Source organism: Paenibacillus sp. P5_B5, assembly GCF_056400365.1.
This window is the reverse complement of the sequence record NZ_JBFULK010000006.1, coordinates 43,185-61,714: the sequence shown is the minus strand read 5'-3', so window position 1 is coordinate 61,714 and position 18,530 is coordinate 43,185. Positions and strand designations below refer to the sequence as shown.

Sequence of the window (18,530 nt, the reverse complement as noted above, 5' to 3'; positions counted from 1 at the left end):
TAAGTATTGGACTGTTTCTTTTATATTTCAGGATATCCACATTTAAGGTTAATTTTGTGCATCCTCATAGGAAGATTGCGAGATAATTTGTCGTAGTAATTCAACAGCTCTATCAGAAAAACTAGTAACACCAAACACAGCCGCTGTTTGCTCAAGATGTGCAATTATGGCCTGGATCATCTGAATATCTGACGCTGTAAGCATGAGGGCTGGTAGTACATAGGTTTTATCTTCATACTGGTACCCTCGCTTCTTAGGATTATATACAAGAGGAGCACGAAGGGTATTCGTCAAATATTCGATATCCCGGCAAGCCTGTCGGATAGATATTTCAAAATGTTCAGATAAATGATTGCTGTTCGGGTACTTCCCATATCTTACTTGTTCATCAAACCATAGGATGCGATGCATATTGCCCAATCGACTCACCACACATTCTGTTCTTCTATCGACTATCGTCGTACTCTTTGGCAATCCTCTTCAGACGTTCCTCCACATTGATACGGCTTTCTCGGAGTATCCAATTCTGGAAAATATCATTATTCCAGTAATTCCAGAGATGCATGCTTGACACATCAAATGCACCTTGTTTGGCACTGTTTAATGATTCAAGAAATGGTCTGTACAAAGGATCTGATTGCTGACCACTAATTTGGGCCACTGTACGTGAAACTGCTAGATTATGCTTTGCCCATTCTCTGCCAGGGTCTGTATGAGGAGAAGCAAGTTCCTGTAGAAACGCCCAAGCTAATTCTACATCTGAGCACTTAGCAGAAATGCAGTACCCATAAACTTGAACAATGTTAATTAACTCAGTTTCTCCCATCCGAGGAGGCATGACAACCCCAAATTGTTCCCGATGTTCTGGTCTCATTGGTTTAATCGTCCAGTTAGCATCATAATACATAGCCATTTTATTGTGAATGAAACACGATATCCATGTATCCTTGCCGACATCTTCGAATGGTGTTACCTCTAGTGGGTGATACATCTCAATATATTTTCTGATCGTTTCAATTGTAGCAGGGGAATCCAAATAACCAGATGCTACCGTGCCGTCTTCTGATAAAAATGCTCCACCACAGCTCCATACAAGTGGCTCGACAGGAAGAAGCCGTGGTACTAGGTACGCTCCATAACGAATAACTTCACCGTCAGAATCGTATTTGTTCAGCATTCGAGCTTTTTTAACAAACTCATCCCAAGTCCAATCGTCTTGTGGATATGCAACACCGGCCTCGTCGAATAATGCTTTGTTGTAAAAAACACCAGGAACCTCTGCCATTACCGGTATCGCCCCAAGTCGACCTTGATCCATTGAAGCCTCAAGAACTGAAGGATAATAGTCGGATAAATCAAATGAGCCATCCTCTAGTAAAGGGGTGAGATCTAGTGCAATTTTCTGATCGAGCAGATGCCCGATATTACTGCCGTCCCACTCAATTAAATCAGGAGGATTTCCATTGCGTATACGTTGTTCTAGAATTTCTCTAGGCAGGGATTCAATTTCAATAATAGCACCCTTGTACTTCGCTTCAAACCGCTCTTTGGCTAATTCTAGCACCTTATGTTTTTTGTCATCACTTGATGTAACTGTTAATCTCATACTCTCACAACTCCCTTCTTCTTTCTGAAATCATCATACAATAGTTGGTATGACATAACGTGTCAGGGCAAAAAATTAACTTTCATGAATTTAAAAACTAGATAAAAAGCAAGCAGTCCAATTCTAAAAGCATTTGCTTTTAAGTATTGGACTGTTTCTTTTTTATGCCTAAATAGCTTCCCGTTTGGGAGGACTAGTTGCTGTCTTGATGTATCAATTTTCATAACTACACAATACACTTATTAGCCGTCGCTACCATCTGTGGTGGCAGCTCTTCCCTCAATCTCCATACAATACTCATGGGCTTATTTCCCTCATGACTCACATAATCGGCTTCTCCTAAGAAAACAAATGGAGATGTGAATCTATTGTCCTCTTTGTATTCCCGAACAAATAAGGCAATGCGGTTTCCTGTTCTTCGGTGAAGAATATACCGCTGTGCAGTCTTGGTGTCTTCGGAGACACTACTTTGTGTCTGCCAATGGAATAGCCTTTCATTAATCGCATAGTCTTCATAGAGTGTGGATGGTGAGAAATCTTTATCTGATTTATTAAGTGTAATGAAGAAGATGTCGGTCTGCTCGTTCTCAAAATGTTTTACGCCTTCACGGAATGTAGGTGCTTTATCCTCATTCCAGTAGCCAAATGCCGCTAATATTTGATCCATACTGTAAGAGCAGTGGATATCTAGTGGACAAGTAAAAGGAAACTCATTATTTTTATCCACAAAATCAAGATGTTCCTCGTTATATTTTAGGATATCCACAATCTCATCCTTAAACTCAGGACAGCTTAGAACTGCTTGAATGCCTTCTTCAATATTTGCAAATCCCAGCTTGGAAGGCTCTGCCCGATGTAATGTATAGTAGAACATGACCAACATCCGGTTCTCTTCTTCGTCAAGCGGCTTCTTACCATTTTCCAAATAATGAATTAAGAACTTCAACCATCTGCGAGAATTCAAGTTCAATAATGCAGGTATACGCTTCACGTATTCAGGATGATCCCATTCGAAGGCTTCCAGAATCTCTGCTTCTACCATTAATCCTCTAAAGAATCGGTTACCACTCCGGCCACCATAGAAGTCAAACAAAGAAATGCCATGGTAACGTACGAAGTTAGCCAAGGTCAATTCAAGCCCTGTATCCTCTTGGAAATACTTCATTTTGCTAATTAAGCTACTCCGACTGGTCTTTGCTTGCTTCAGGTTCCGTAATATATAATCCTTAGCTTGCTTCTCTAATTGAATGAAGGATCCTCTAGGCAGAGTAGAGAACCCATTTTCCACATAATGCTGAATCGAGTGTTTCGTCTTACCCATTAATGCTCTAAACTTATCTTGGAAGTTGTACTCCTTATGAGCCTGTCCGATAAAATCTAGTACCGTAAGGCATTCTTTACCCTCGGTCAATCGTAGTCCACGACCAAGCTGCTGCAAGAACACAGTTAAACTCTCCGTCGGTCGCAGGAATAGGATGGTATTAATCGCTGGAATATCCACGCCCTCGTTGTAGAGATCCACGACAAAGATCATTGAGATCTCACCGCTAATGAGTCTACTCTTAACCGTACTTCGTTCTTGATCACTCGATTTCCCATGTAACGCCACTGCTGGGATTCCCGCTTCTTCAAATACCTTGGCCATATAGAGGGCATGTTCAACACTTACACAGAATCCAAGACCTTTTACATCTTCCATGTCCGTGACGTATTTCTTCATACTATTCAGGATTTGCGTCGTACGAATTTTATTATGGGTGTATACCTGCTCTAACTCTGCAAGATCATAGCCCTTTCTAGACCACTTCACTCGTGACAGATCCACATGATCCGTTATACCGAAATATTGAAAAGGACAAAGCAATTTACGATCGATCGCATCGGTCAGTCTTATTTCTGCAGCTATTGTATGGTCGAAATAAGCTAGAATGTCTTTGCTATCCATACGTTCCGGTGTTGCCGTCAATCCTAGTAGAATCTGAGGGTTATAGTAGGATAATAGATTCTGGTATGAAGGAGCTGCCGCATGATGAAATTCATCGACAATGATGAAGTCATAGAAGTCACTCGTTGTCTTCTCTGTTAGATTCATAGAATTAAAGCTTTGAATACTAATGAACAAATGATCCACAGACTCCGCTTGATGCTGGCCTACATGCAGATCGCCGAAGTTCAAGTCTTTAAGAATAAAACGGAATGTATCTTGGCTCTGCTTCAGAATCTCTTCTCGGTGCGCCACAAATAGTAGTCTAGCTCTTGGGTTCTTGGATAAAAACCGTTTATAGTCAAATGCAGAAATAACCGTCTTTCCGACTCCAGTAGCCGCCACCAACAGGTTTCTGGTTCTACCGAATAGGGTTCTTTGTGCTTCAAGCTTCTCCAATACTTCTTTCTGATAATCATAGGGAGTTATCTCAAAATGAAATTGTAAGGTATTCTGTTCCTTCTTCTTGCCTAATGCTTCCTTCAGTTGCTGAACCTGTTCCACATTCTCGGAAGAAAAACTCTTAAACTCCCTATCATTCCAATAGCTCTCAAAGCTCGCTTCAATCTTCTTAAGTACATCGTACGAATCCTTCTCGGTCACCTTCAAATTCCACTCTAACCCACTGGTGAGTGCTGGATTGGATAAATTAGATGAGCCTACATAGGCCGTCGTGAATCCCGTATCTCTTCTAAAAACATAAGCCTTCGCATGCAACCGCGTCCGATCACTGTCATAGGATATTTGGATCTCGGTATTTGGGAGCCTACTGAGCTCGATTACCGCTTTGATATCTGTTGCTTCCATATATGTAGTCGTAATGACGCGTAGCTGCCCACCATTAGCGGTAAACTGCTCAAACTGCTCCATTAGACAACGTAGACCACTCCATTTGATAAAAGAAACCAACAAATCTATCCGATCTGCCGTTACAATTTCACGCTTCAACTCATGTAGCATATTCGGTTCAGAGTGAGACCCAGTAAAGAGCGAGCTTTGAGATAAAGGTGTAACAGGTCTCAGCACCTTCTCATCCCTGATCCCACGGATATGATTTAACTTTGAATACACATAGGTGAGTACTTCACCTTGTTCATCTAACTGGAGCTCGTTGTACTCATCCTGCCCTAACGTATTCTTCAATGTGTCAATAATTTCATTACAGGTCCGAATTTGCGCCAATACCGCTTCTTCATCGCTACTTTGTTCTCGCACAACTTTAAGTGCCCTACGAATTACCATAGCCATATAACCCGACAGCATCTTCCGAGCTTCTTCCACATCTAGTGCTTCCCTGCCAATCTCATAGAGTTCTGGGTCCAAGGCAGATAACTGAAGCGACGTTATATTATTAATGATTTGCTCATAGAGTCCTTGTTTCATGGAGTTACCTCTTTTGGGTGGAGTAATATGTATCTTAGTAGAAAAAGATTTATTCCGCTCTAATTGACGAGCACTCGAAATAGTCTTTAAAACTTATTCCATATTTCAACTGTAAGTTCCTTTATTCAACAGATTATTTCCACGATTACATAGCAATCGAATGATACTAAAACTGTCGAAAAGCATATGTCCGTATGAAAAAGCCTCCTTAGAGAGGAGGCTGAGAAGGTATAGAGATTATTTGTATAATTGGAGCACCCTATAAAGCACTTCATTATGATTTATATTCAAGTCTGTAAAAGTCCAAGTGCTATATTGCTTATAAAGCCTAATTGAATTACTGAATAATTCAATATTCCCGCCATAATATTTATTATCAAACTAATACTTAAGTAATGCAACAATATAAATCTGCTGGGTATTGATTTATCACACCAACCTAGCTCGTTTAATCATCATATTTCATTCTTAAATTACTAAAAAAGCTTAAGAATTATATTTTAGGTGGTATTATCCCCTACAAGTATAAATTTGTCCTACGTATTACGCCTCGGCTCATTATTTATCATTTTACCAATTTTTTTACTATTGAATTCCCACAGATACCTCATTGATGCATATTTTACATTCATTAACTCTTCGAGCTTATGCGACCAATTAATTCGATATGCTTATCGAGTCTCTTGTATTTATATTCTCTTCCCGTATCCAGTCGCGTTCATTGAATATTACGCCACTAAGCAGTTTGTCCAGTAGCATCAAACAGTTGAGATCAAATAATTCACTCAATTTTTTGGCACAATGTTTCGTACATAACATAATGGCCATAGGACCCAAGCGTCTCCCCTAATCGAAACCGCTACCGCATGTCGGTTTTCTTGAAAGGCGCCGCAGGGGGTATTTCAAACCATTTTTTTGTATATTAATATCTAACTAAGAGTGAAGTAGTTGCCAATTAAATAAATTGATATATTTTTTCTAAAGTAACAACCATCCGTTACTCTTATTGTGTTCTCATCGAAGTCCAGAAGAACAGATACCTCCTCTAGGTTATCTCCCAGCCAAATCTCGACACTAGAATTGCTATTGATACAATTAGCCAGTTGTTCCTCAGTGATAATCTCAATCTTTCGTTTCATAAAGTATCCTCCTTAAAAATAAAATAAGCACACGTAAACAGAAGGAATAGTCCTCATCTGTTTACGAGTGCTTCTCGTTAGTTATTATTATATACCTTGTTAGCGAATCTTCCAACATTTATTCCCATATTATGATTGTATTGCTTTCAGTTAAGTTAGCAATACAATATCCAGTATGGCTCACGGACACATGGCTAGTTAAAGATCTGCCGCTTAAAATGCTGTCAAATGAATCACTATAGTCAAACACTAGGTAGTATCTTAGTTTATCCAATCTACCATTATCATATCCGTAGCATTCTTGTTTAATTAAAATTCCAGGATTAAAGTAACTTAGTTTATCTTTTGAATCAATTTTTATTTGTTTAGTCTCTTTACTATTAATATTATAAAGTTCTAAGCCATCATAACAGTTAAAAAGTATATAATTTTCATTTATTACACCCTTAACTTCTCCTGGAATATTCAAATTTATAACTTGTAAGTTATTAATGATAAATTCAACGGAGTATAACTGTTTTTTATATGATATATAGAATTTGAATTCCGATACAAAGTCATGAAATATTGGGATTGAATGGAAATAACCCTTTCCTAAAAAATGTTTGTATATTATTTGATTGTCAGATGTAKCCAATGAAATGGTGTTTTTCCCTAGAATAACATACCAATCCAGATTAATTGGTATAATCGTTTCATGCTGTTTGACCTTCATTACTTTATTAATAACACCATGATTCATCGAATATATATATACCGAATTAATCCCGTCTTTATCTTTATTTTCAACCCTTATAACACAAGTATCAGAATGTCGGTAATACATAATTTCTGATATTACTTCTTCTGTATGAATTGATAAATTACATTTAATAAACAGTTGTTCATCATGTGTCGAAAGTAATCCTAACGAGTACCCTGAATCTTTCGAAAAATTTAATACTATAAAATTAGTTGAATCATGATTATAAGTGAACCAAAGGATCATATCATTCATCTTTAATTCCCTTACTGGTCCCCTTGATTTAAGCCCCTCTAATTCTACTTGCTTATCCTTATACTTTAGAACTAGCTTACTGAAAAATAGATTACTATTTGGTTTTGAAAGAGTTCCAAAGATATTTACCAAGTTATGCTTTGCAGCCTCATGAATTTCTTCCGCTTGTAGTCTAGAGCTAACGGGTAATAGCATATTTCCAGGAATTAAAACTGGGGATTGTTTAACCCAATCAAATGATTCCATTGAGATAAAGAACCGCTTCTCATCTAACGGATTTATTTTAAGAGCCTTTGCCCTGCCTGCAGGTAATTCGATATCTAGATATGGAGCAATTATTTTAGAATAATGCTCTTCATCTAATCCACTATTTCTCTTTAGTTCTAACTTAAGACTCTCAACTAATTCTTGACTCTTAAAATTTACAATGTCACGCCCTCTTGGAATTCCAGGTATAGACATCGTCAGGTTATTTAACGAAAGGTAAAATCTCCCTTGAATAGTAGCTCTTAAATTTGGGATCTGCTTATGGTTAGCTGCCTCCATCGAAATTACAATTTTTGAATAAAGCTCTGTGATATCAACTTTTTGGTAACCTTCATATTGTATTACTTCGTATAATTCTGCTAATAGAAATTTAGTGAAAACACCATTAGAATCATCACTAAATGCCACTTCATCACTGCTTGCAGAAATTATTATTTTTCCTTTACCATTAAGCTGCAACTCCGCATTATCCTTTCTACTTTTCGCAAGAAGACCACTGTAACAACAGTCAACTATTACTAGGACAGCCTTTGCTTTAGAACTATCAATTATCTTTGCCAATTCACTCATGCTTATTTTATCATTTGTGACGTCTTCAGCTTTTGAGTCACGACAAACAAGATAACCATTATTATTAATACGGTCTCCATGTCCACTCCAATAAAGAATGAGAGTATCTGTTTCATTGCAATTTAAAAATAAGTTATTAATTGCAGCTTCAATATTTTCTTTCATTGCCTTTTCGCCCTTAAAGGTGTCAATCTGATCGAATACAAAATATTTTTTTATTATATTTTCCAACTGATTTACGTCGTTTGTAATGCTTGACAAAGGCGTATAACCTTCAAATAAGTATTTGTCGACTCCGACAAGCAGAAATTTGTAGTTTTCCATTTGCTACTCCCGTATCCTTATATTCTCTATATTAGTTATGTAAGTCTTTAGAGCATAGAGAATATCGAATAAAGCGCCGAATAGATGCTTTTAAATGCACTTTAGTCGAATCCACCGTGATCTTCTCTTTTAGTAGATGGGCTCGCTCGAACTCCTGAACGTTAACCCTTTGCTTTCAATGATAGCATAGATAACTTCAACGATAACGATATCTACTAGTTCCGCTATTTGTTACTTCAGCAGCTCAACATTTTCTTACATTATAGGATTCTCTAATTCAATATCGCCAAAAAGTTTCTTCTGAAAATCATCACGAAATGACAGTTAAAATGATTGATTAATATTATTACTACTTAAAATAAGTAGGATATTGATTGCACCTAATACAACGCCTACCAAAATCAAAGTTACACACGAGATAACAACATCTTTCTTAGTACTATTTTTAATTAAAACTATTTTATTGCTTGTACTTTTCATCATACTCATAGTACCAATATAAATGATAATTAATGACAATCCCATAATAAAACTTGCTGGCGCATAGCGGCATACTCTGTATGTCAATGACTTTTCCCAACAAAAACTAAGCCACCGGAGGAAGGCTCACATGTGGCTTAATTTTGGACTTTTCTTTGCAATACGGAAAACCGTTACTAATCTAAAGGAAGTTTACATATTGTTAAATGGTTCCTTTATAAATTCATCTTTTAAGATTTCATCTATCAAACTAGTACCTTTGGCTACCTTATTATTCCCACCTAATGTTTTATATTTATCAAAAACATATTCTGAACAATATTTAATTCTATCATCTGTAAAACCTTCTAATACAATTAAACTTAATTGTTCAGGTGTAATATCAACAGACTCAACAACCTTAGCTGAACAAACATACATTACGTAAAATGAAATGTCTGATTGTTCACTAATAGAATACATACCTAAACTATTTATTATACTTTTTACTTTTTTTCCAATAATAGCCGCATTATAATAACTATCTAAAATTTTATTATTTGAATATAAATGATTATATGTATCCTCATCATTTAGTAACGTAGAAGGACGTGCTCTAGCATAGTTTGGTTTCTTTAATAAAATTGAAATTAGACATTGTGCTAAGAATGGGATACTAATGATCTTATCTTTTGGTTTACCTTCATTTTTATAGAAGTTTTTCCGTCTATCGTAAAATAATCCTTTAGTTTTTATATAACTTTCTATTTCTCTATGAATACTATCAGTTCCTCTTAGTATTGCTTTAGGTATAGTTGTTTGACTATTTGTTGCTAAAATAATATTATCACGAGAAGCTTCATTATCAGGCACTATTATCCTTATTAAAACTTTTCGACTTTCATTTCTATCATCTTTTTTGGCAGAAATTAAATAATTATATATTTCGGTAGTAGTTTGCAATCCATTTACTATTTCCGGGTTTTTTATTTCAAAAACTTTAGTAGATTTTTGGTCAATTTCGCTCGCTAACATTGTGACCCCATTATTAAGCCACCAAAAGTCTTCTCTAAAATCCTTTTGATTGAGTGTATCTGCAATTTCCTTATTTACAGTAGTATTTCCTTGATAATCTCGTACATTAGCTTCAAAAATGTGTTTAATTAATTTTTCATTTTCATTTGTAATAAATTTAAAGTATTGACCTAAGTTTGCTAAAACTATATATTCTTTTTCCTCTTGTACAATTATAGGAGTTTCAGAGATGTGCAATACAAAATCAGTTTTTGACGGTGCATCATATAAAGCAAGAATTTTTTGAGAATCAATATAATCAACGTTTACTGTAGTATTAGGGCTTGGATATAAACGTTTTAAGTTATATAACATTTCTTCTGCTTGTTGTTGAACATTAATATGTATTTCATTTCCCAAACTTACATAAAAGAATTTAAAATTCACTATTGGAGATTTAGTAATTAAACTCAAAAACGTATCATGAAATCTTTCAAAAAACTCTAATACATCACTATTATATCTTTTTGAAAAATCATTACCATGAAATGATTCTATTGAAAAAAGATTATCAACAATGCTTTTCCATTTATTAAATACATCTTCTCTAAATGATGTTTCAAATTTTGACTGAATTATGTAGAGATCTAATTTAGGATTCTTTTTGATATTTTCTAAAGGTGTATCGTCAAAAATTAATTCATCATTTATAAACAAGAAGAGACCATCACATCCGCCATCGTTCCCACTACCAACCATTCCTTTCTCTAATTCTTCATCGCTTAAATCGAATACTTTTAATATTAAGCTAGCTGAAAAAACTTCAAAATAGCCATGTAGCATCTTAAAATATTTAGATTGATTACTATCTATTTCTTCATTATTTTCTAATAAACTTTCTTCAAAACTTTTTTTTATTAATTCTCTTGCTATTAACTGAGAATTATCCATTTTAGTTGCCAATTTTAAAAGCACCACCTAAAAATAATGATATTTAGACAATTATAGCAAAAAAATAGTATGAACAGCTATTTAGTTACACTATTTTTTGTAATATTAAAACCTTACTTACATTGACCTACAACTATTGTACCATATGTTGGTATTTTCCTTTTTGTATCGTTCGTATTTTTACGTCTGTTTGCTGAGTAGATGTGTACTGCCCTATATTGCTAAACAAAAACATTCTTTTAGATGTAAATCACCCCTAGTGTCCTATGGCATCCAACTCCCTCTCCTTATGAAGACAAAAAAATGCCCTCTCGTTCAAGAGAGGGCATTCCCACATTAACTTCTCACTCTTTCTTTCCGTTCCAAACTAATAGTGAACAGCACTCCACATGTGTGGGCTGCGTAATATAGACAGGCTTAAGATGTGGCAGTATTCGCTTATAGTAACTTAAACTTTTATTTCAACGTATGTTGCATTAATATCATATATCATACAATGCCGCTTTTAAATCTTTATAGAAATCATCATGCTTTTTACATGCTGCTTCAAACGACTTAGCGATTCTGCTCATTTTCTCTCTTTCACAGGGCTTAACCCATATTCTTTCAATATCCTGAGGATATATTTCAACTTGTCCACTTGAACCATTTATATATCGATAAATTTGATTTTGACCTGTTTCCGTTTGTAAAAAAGCTGCAACATACCATGCTAAAACCGGATCTTTAAACCGAACAATAGTGATATGTCCGTCTACCACAGCCGGGAAATCATAGTTAAATACAGCAACACGACCGATTGTTCCATCGCCTGTTGAATTAATAAGAATATCGTTTTTCTTTACTCCAGCTTTATCTTTATTTTTCTCATAAAACTCTCTTGTAACGGACCTAGCAAGACTCGTATCGATAAAACCACTTCTAACACTATTAGACTTTAAAGCACAAACATTTTCTTTACCATCTTTATCAATTAGACGAGTGCCGTCCGGAAGAACCATGCCTTCCCAACATAATGAAACGGGATCATCTTCATTATCTGCGTAGAAAGGTTGTTTCCCTCTGGTTATTGATTTGGTAATATATTTTTCATCGCCAATCTGAAAGGAGTCTTCTAACTTACTTGTTTCAATACATGCATCAACATATTTATCTTGATGAAATTCTGGCTCATAAATATGATTAATTTTAAACAATCCATCTTCTGCCGATTTTAGTTCTAATAAACTATCGGCATGCCTTCTTTTTGTGAAGATAGCCATATTACTACCTCTTTCTTTTCTGTTGTCTATCATAATAGACACTAATTTCTTTATTTTTTATTTTTCTTATTAAGAGTATTGGTTTTTTCTTCAAATGATATATTAGAATTAATGTACCTTGTGATTTCCTCTAAATCGGAGATAATCATACCATTATCGTCCTTAATGATCCGTCCCGTTTTATCCTTCCCTGACTTCTCCGTAACAGCATAAATTACATCAGGATCTTGACTCAAACTATTTCCAGTTTCCAAATCCGAATCTGAAATTGGAGTTAGACGTTTTTGAAGGAATAATACACATGTTTTAGTATTGGTAAATGGTTTAAACATATTGCCACCTAATCCAACAACCGCTAATATTTTGGCATTCTTTAATATGAATCGTCTCACATACTCATCATTATAATTTTTCAGAACACCTCTTGGTAAAACAATTGCCATACGCCCATCTGGTAATAGCATGTTCAAACATCTCTCAATAAATAGCTTGTCTCTTGATAACTTATTCACTCTTTTAAAGCCACCATTTTTAGTGGGTTTAGATGAAAGTTGATACTGCGACAGTGTATCATCTTTATCAATATCCCCTGCAAAAGGTGGATTGGTTACAATGATATTGAATTGACGTAATTGGGTTTTACCTTTTTGAGTAGTAAATTTAGATAATGTTTCATGATCCCAGTTATTTGAGTTAAGAGCATCACAAGTCGCAATATTTGATCTTCCATCTCCCCAAATCAACATATAGGCTTTAGCAACCTTCGCAATTAATGGATCATAGTCTATGCCAAATACACACTCAGAAGCGTAATCTTTTTTATTCTCGATTATGTCGTTCTCATCATCTCTTTCTTGTTCAATCTGTCTATATACATAATCCAAAGCTCCGATTAAAAAGCCACCACTGCCGCAAGAAGGATCAAATACCGTTTCCCCATCTTTAGGGTTTAAAACATCGATACACATCTTAACAACATGTCTTGGTGTAAAATATTGACCCTTATCACCCTTCATTCCGGGGTTAATCATGACCTCAAATGCAGAACCTAATATATCAGCAGGGGATTTTAATAGATATATCTTTTGAAGAGCTGATACACAGTATGCTAAACTCTCTTCAAGTAAATTTATTTCTTCTCCGGCTTGAAACACTTCGCTCCATCTTAATTTAGCCTGCTCGAAAAGTTGAGTAATTCTTTCTCTTGCATCTTGAGGAGACTCAAGTACTCCAATTCGAAATTTCGCAGGAGAATTATCATTTTTTAAATTTGCTTTTTCATCAAAAAGCTTTGCGAATATTAATTTAAACACTTCATCAAACGGATTCGACCCTTCATGAGCTTTGATATAGTCCTCACAATCGCTTAATACTGAAAGGAAATCATATGTTGGCTCTAATTCCTTTCTTAGAATGGGTGTATCAACATCAGATAACTTCTCATTTTTCCCAGGAATATTTCTTAATTCTCTCCAGGTAGCTTCTTCTTCAGACTCCTGTGGTTCTACTCTTAATAAATAAATATGAGGAGAATCACCGTTACTCCACAGCCCTAACCTACAACCTGTAGCATTCATATAAACCTTTAGTTGTTCCAGTCCATCTTTCCTATTTGGTTTTTTTACTTCTATAAATATTCTTGGCACTTTACATTTTTCATCCTGGTAGACAACAATATCTGCTTTTTTCTTAGCTTCTGTTGATCCCACAATCACGGGAACTTCAACTTTTATTTGACTAAAATCATATCCGTAAACCTCTTTAAGACGATATATCCACCACTGACGAACTTTTTCTTCTGGTTTATTATCTACTTTAAACGCTCTATTTCTAATTGGACAAAAGATATACTCTTCTCCGTTCACTAAATATATTGTAAACCGCTCAGGAGAACTATCTGGCTTTTCTTTAATTGTTGAATACTCGTAGTTCATTGGTGTTAAACAACCTTTCGATGTATAATTATACATAGTAAATTCGACATATTATATCAAATACCTTTAGTTTCTGTAATAGGTTAACCTACTGATCTAAGACTACGTACGTACATAAAATCCAGAAAAACTTGGTGGATGTATTACAATGGCAAACTACCGATCTAATGACAATCTAATTTAAATCGATACTGGGTATCAATACTCCTAAGATTTTTAATAGACGTAAAAATCCATTAATCCTTTTAGCAGCACTTTTTAAGTTTATTTACTAGTCTCTTGTTTCCGCCTATTCAACTCTCTGTATAGCGATCCTTTACTTACATCTGTCATCTCCTGTATTTGTGTCACCGTAAATTCTCCGCTCTCATGCAGCTTGATTGCTTTGTCTAGCTTCTTATTATCTGTCTTGGGACGACCGCCCTTCCTTCCTCTTGCTCTAGCTGCTTTGAGCCCCGCTACAGTGCGTTCTCGAATGATTGACCGTTCAAACTCTGCAAAGACAGCCATCATACCAAACATCGCTTTTCCTGATGTCGTAGACGTGTCAATGTTATCTGAAAGACTCACAAGCTCAACGCCGTTTTTGTTCAATAAATCAAGAGTTTCGATTAGCTTCAATGTCGAGCGAGCCAGACGGTCTAGTTTGTAAATGATAAAGGTGTCACCTTCACGCAAATTCTCCAAAGCCTTGGCTAGTTCGGGGCGGTCATCTTTTCCGCCGCTTGCTTTCTCCATATATATTTTGTCATAACCGAATTGCTCTAGTGCATCCAATTGTGAATCAAGGGATTGGTCTGCTGTCGAAACCCTTGCATACGCTATTTTCATTCTTGTCATTTTTCTCATCATTCCTTCGGTTATGTATCATTATCCGCATCGTATCATAAACGTATGTTTTCGTAAATATGATTTTGAATCGAGTTTCGTACCAAAATATGACCTGTTACCTATTACAAATTCATTCTTTCTAAGAGTGTTTCATAAACAATCAGTCAGAAGCCCAACAAATGGTTCTTCAGGGTGATACGATTTCCTGGTTGGGCCAAATTCAATAAGCAGATCTTTCAATTTCCCTCGTACTTGTTCATACTGCAATGTTGTTTTTTCCTGTTGCAGTTGAGCAAGACCTAACAGAATTAATAACGGCTTATGAGGAGCACATTGTCCGTTCTTTTTCCATATGGATAGATTGGAGATCTTTTCTTTTAACTCGTTCGCTTCCATTTATCGTTACCTCATGTTCATTCTCTATGGATACTAAGTCCTACTTCGTTGATCATGCTATACCATTTCTTAACAACAATATGGTTTGATTTTTGACAAAAACATCGCAACAAAGAGGCCTGCTAACAGCAAGGCCCCAATTTCACTCTTAGTGTTTTATATGATCTAACACAGTATTATCTCATCTATCCCTTATCTCCCAATCCCCTTACAACTCCAAAACCTCCACTAGCTCATTCCTCTTCAACCGCAATTCCGACACGGCCTCTCTTGTATTCTCCTCATCCTCTACGATTAAGATCCTAGACTTCATCTATTCCTCTACTCCCCTCAAAAAGCTCGTACCTCGTATCTCTTCACAAACCCTCCCCAATTGATGTGACTTAAATCACAAGACACACTTTCTTATCAGCGTAGACTTTATACATATCACATCTTCGATTGGAAAAGGAGACTCCTTTATGTTGAATGAAAACACAATATCCATTATTAAATCAACCGTACCTGTATTAGAAAAGCACGGTGTCGATATTACAAAGCGTTTCTACCAATTGCTATTTACCAATCATCCTGAGCTTTTGAATGTGTTTAACCATGCCAATCAAGTAAAAGGCAGACAACAAGCAGCACTCGCTAATGCGGTATATGCAGCGGCAGCGCATATCGACAATCTAGAAGCGATCTTGCCTGTAGTCAAGCAAATTGGACAGAAGCACCGCAGTCTTGGTATTCAGCCGGAAGCCTATCCGATTGTAGGTGAGAATTTGCTTGCTGCCATCAAGGATGTGCTCGGGGATGCAGCTACAGACGAGATCCTGAAGGCTTGGGAAGAAGCATACGGTGTTATTGCCGATGCATTCATTAGTGTGGAAGCCGAAATGTATCAGCAGGCTGAGAGTCAGCATGGGGGTTGGGACGACTTTCGAGCCTTTACAATTGAACGTAAAGTGGAAGAAAGCGATGTAATCACTTCTTTCTATCTCGTTCCACAGGACGGCAAAGCAATTGCTAGCTATCTGCCAGGCCAATATGTAACGGTAAAGATCAATATTCCGGGTGAGAACCATACCCATCTACGCCAGTACAGCCTATCCGATTCCCCTAACAAACCTTATTACCGGATTTCGGTTAAACGAGAAGATGCTTTAGCCGATCACCCAGCTGGGAAAGTTTCCATATACTTGCACGAATCGATGCAGCCTGGCGACATTCTGCTGCTATCTGCTCCAGCTGGAGATTTCACACTGAATCAAGAAAGTAAACGTCCAGTTGCCTTCATCAGTGGTGGAGTCGGTTTGACTCCTCTCATGAGTATGCTTCATACTGTGCTTGAAACTGAGCCAGAGAGAAGCGCCTCCTTTATCCATGCTACGCAAAATGAACAAGTTCATGCGATGAAGGAGCATGTCCTAGGCTTAGCTAATAAGCATGAACAACTGTCCGTTTTCACTTGCTATGAAAAGCCGCTAAACAAGGACCAAGCCGTAAATCGCTATGACAAAGAAGGCTTTATCGATGCGGAATGGTTGAAATCGATTCTTCCGGCTGAAGAAGCCGATATTTATCTTTGCGGACCAATTTCATTTATGAGAGCGATGTATGCGGCTTTAAAGGCTAACAATGTATCACCAGATCATATCCATTTTGAGTTCTTCGGCCCTGCAGGAAGCATTGAGGATGGAACAGCTTCATAACAAATTCAAAGCCTCTTAAGGAAGCTCACTGACTGTCATGACTCCATATCGGAAGCTTGTACACGCAGTAAGCGATTTACAGTCTCACGGCGCAGCCCAATCAGCTGACCGATCTCATCCTGTGTCAACACATCGGTAAGGCTAGCAGGTGCAATAAAATTATGAAACCAGCCCTGTAGTTTCTCAAGCTTCATCATCGGAGTTACCTGAGACAACTGATCAATACGCTGCTGCAGCATCATAAGCCTGTCTTGCAACAAGAGTGCGATATCACGATAATATTCAGGATTTTCTTGAAGCTTTGAATACCATTCCTGCGTTGGAATCACTTCAATTTCAGAAGTGACCAGAGCGATCGCTGTCCCGTGATAACTATTCGGACTAACTAAGGAATGATGGGGTATCACCTCTCCTGCCAGAATGAGATTCATTAAGATTTGGCTACCGTCTTCATGTATGCGAACAATCTTGAGCATCCCGCTCTTGATCCGATACAGAGGGCCGCTGTCGCCTTGTCGAAATAAGATTTCACCTTTATGTAATAACATCAGTAACACCTCTTATTAAAGGGGCTGACTCCAAAGTCATCATAATTGACTTAGGCGCAGCCCCTTTTGAATTTAGTTATAATTTTCTATTACTAATAAATAACTATAGCAACATGCCTGTATATATACAAGAAGGCTAAATATTTCAGCCCATTTTTGGGGAAAATACTCAAGTAAATAAACCCGTTAGATAAAAAAATCAAACTTTAAATGGAGTGGTTATTATGCAAACAACTACACCAAGTTTCCTTAATAGAAATTCGGTTATTGGGCTGGCATTATCATCTCTAAAAGGTATTTCTCAAGTAATATTGATTGAAAATGCTGTAACTGGATTCGTTATTCTTATAGCAATCACGATTTCATCCCTATACTTGGGGATTATTTCACTTCTATCTGCCATCATCGGAACTTTAATTGGAAAAGGACTGGGAGCAGATGCGGAGAGTGTTAACAGAGGTTTATTTGGGTATAACTCCGTACTAACAGGCATGGCACTTTCATTGTTTATAAGTGGCGGAGAACGGTGGATCATTGCATTAATCGGCGCTGCTATCGCAGCAATATTCTCAGCAGCGATGATCCAGGTAATGAAAAATACTGGGCTTCCTGCTCTAACATTCCCATTCATCATCCTTACCTGGTTTTTACTGCTGACATCTTATCGATTGGGTACGTTTAAGCTGAGTCCTGGTCTTGTACCACAAGATTTATCTCATTGGACACTAAATATAAAAGGAGAGATAAATTGGCTTGACGGATTTACTAAAGGAGCCGGACAAATTTTCTTACTCGATAATAACTTATCCGGAATTTTACTCTATATTGCATTCTTATCAGCAGGGTGGAAATTTGGGCTCTATGCCATCATTGGAAATGCTGCAGCTCTAATTACTTCCTACCTTCTTGGAGGAGAGCACAGTCTAATCTCCATGGGGCTTTATGGATACAATGCCATCTTAACGATTATCGCTGTCTCCATTGTCTTTAAGGAAAATCAACGTTTTGCGCTTCTAACAGGGATTATTGCAGCTTGTTTAACGGTTCCCATTACGGCTAGTATGGATACTTGGCTTTTGCCGTATGGTCTTCCTGCACTTACAATGCCTTTTGTTTTGTGTACATGGCTTTTTCTGGGGGCAAGAAAAGTGCTGCCTTCTCTTTAATGAAT

12 protein-coding genes and 1 pseudogene are annotated in these 18,530 nt (G+C 36.8%); 2 read left to right on the top strand and 11 right to left on the bottom strand.

The features are described 5' to 3' along the window. Positions 1-48 precede the first annotated feature (48 nt). From AC1DOK_RS10215 to AC1DOK_RS10170, 10 genes and pseudogenes are all read right to left on the bottom strand, one after another. A complete protein-coding gene (locus tag AC1DOK_RS10215; RefSeq protein ID WP_477554169.1) occupies positions 49-411 on the bottom strand; it encodes a hypothetical protein in 363 nt (120 codons plus the stop codon). A gap of 34 nt (positions 412-445) precedes the next feature. After that, positions 446-1,606, bottom strand: coding sequence for an ABC transporter substrate-binding protein (locus AC1DOK_RS10210; protein ID WP_477554168.1), 1,161 nt, complete (start codon positions 1,604-1,606; stop codon positions 446-448). 226 nt (positions 1,607-1,832) lie between these two features. Continuing rightward, positions 1,833-4,973 (bottom strand): DEAD/DEAH box helicase, encoded by a 3,141-nt coding sequence (locus tag AC1DOK_RS10205; RefSeq protein WP_477554167.1) that lies wholly within the window; start codon positions 4,971-4,973, stop codon positions 1,833-1,835. Positions 4,974-5,902: 929 nt separating this feature from the next. Beyond that, positions 5,903-6,112 (bottom strand): hypothetical protein, encoded by a 210-nt coding sequence (locus tag AC1DOK_RS10200; RefSeq protein ID WP_477554166.1) that lies wholly within the window; start codon positions 6,110-6,112, stop codon positions 5,903-5,905. A gap of 118 nt (positions 6,113-6,230) precedes the next feature. Continuing rightward, positions 6,231-8,270, bottom strand: coding sequence for a caspase family protein (locus AC1DOK_RS10195; protein ID WP_477554165.1), 2,040 nt, complete (start codon positions 8,268-8,270; stop codon positions 6,231-6,233). A 672-nt stretch (positions 8,271-8,942) separates the two neighbouring features. After that, on the bottom strand, positions 8,943-10,706 hold the full coding sequence (locus AC1DOK_RS10190) for an AIPR family protein (protein WP_477554164.1): 1,764 nt from the start codon (positions 10,704-10,706) through the stop codon (positions 8,943-8,945). 470 nt (positions 10,707-11,176) lie between these two features. Further along, a complete protein-coding gene (locus AC1DOK_RS10185) occupies positions 11,177-11,956 on the bottom strand; it encodes a restriction endonuclease subunit S domain-containing protein (RefSeq protein ID WP_477554163.1) in 780 nt (259 codons plus the stop codon). A gap of 50 nt (positions 11,957-12,006) precedes the next feature. Then, positions 12,007-13,890: a type I restriction-modification system subunit M gene (locus AC1DOK_RS10180; protein WP_477554162.1), complete on the bottom strand. Its 1,884-nt coding sequence runs from the start codon at positions 13,888-13,890 to the stop codon at positions 12,007-12,009. Between the two features lie 264 nt (positions 13,891-14,154). Beyond that, on the bottom strand, positions 14,155-14,721 hold the full coding sequence (locus AC1DOK_RS10175; RefSeq protein ID WP_477554343.1) for a recombinase family protein: 567 nt from the start codon (positions 14,719-14,721) through the stop codon (positions 14,155-14,157). Between the two features lie 159 nt (positions 14,722-14,880). Beyond that, positions 14,881-15,117, bottom strand: a pseudogene (locus tag AC1DOK_RS10170) (phosphorothioated DNA-binding restriction endonuclease family protein); the annotation flags it as partial. A gap of 461 nt (positions 15,118-15,578) precedes the next feature. On the opposite strand from AC1DOK_RS10170, the gene hmpA reads away from it, so the two are divergent. Beyond that, positions 15,579-16,811 (top strand): NO-inducible flavohemoprotein, encoded by a 1,233-nt coding sequence (gene hmpA, locus AC1DOK_RS10165; protein ID WP_477554161.1) that lies wholly within the window; start codon positions 15,579-15,581, stop codon positions 16,809-16,811. 35 nt (positions 16,812-16,846) lie between these two features. On the opposite strand, the gene AC1DOK_RS10160 is transcribed toward hmpA, so the two are convergent. Then, positions 16,847-17,359 (bottom strand): Crp/Fnr family transcriptional regulator, encoded by a 513-nt coding sequence (locus AC1DOK_RS10160; protein WP_477554160.1) that lies wholly within the window; start codon positions 17,357-17,359, stop codon positions 16,847-16,849. A 224-nt stretch (positions 17,360-17,583) separates the two neighbouring features. Here AC1DOK_RS10160 and AC1DOK_RS10155 point away from each other — a divergent pair, with 224 nt between their 5' ends. Then, positions 17,584-18,525: an urea transporter gene (locus AC1DOK_RS10155; protein ID WP_477554159.1), complete on the top strand. Its 942-nt coding sequence runs from the start codon at positions 17,584-17,586 to the stop codon at positions 18,523-18,525. Positions 18,526-18,530 lie beyond the last annotated feature (5 nt).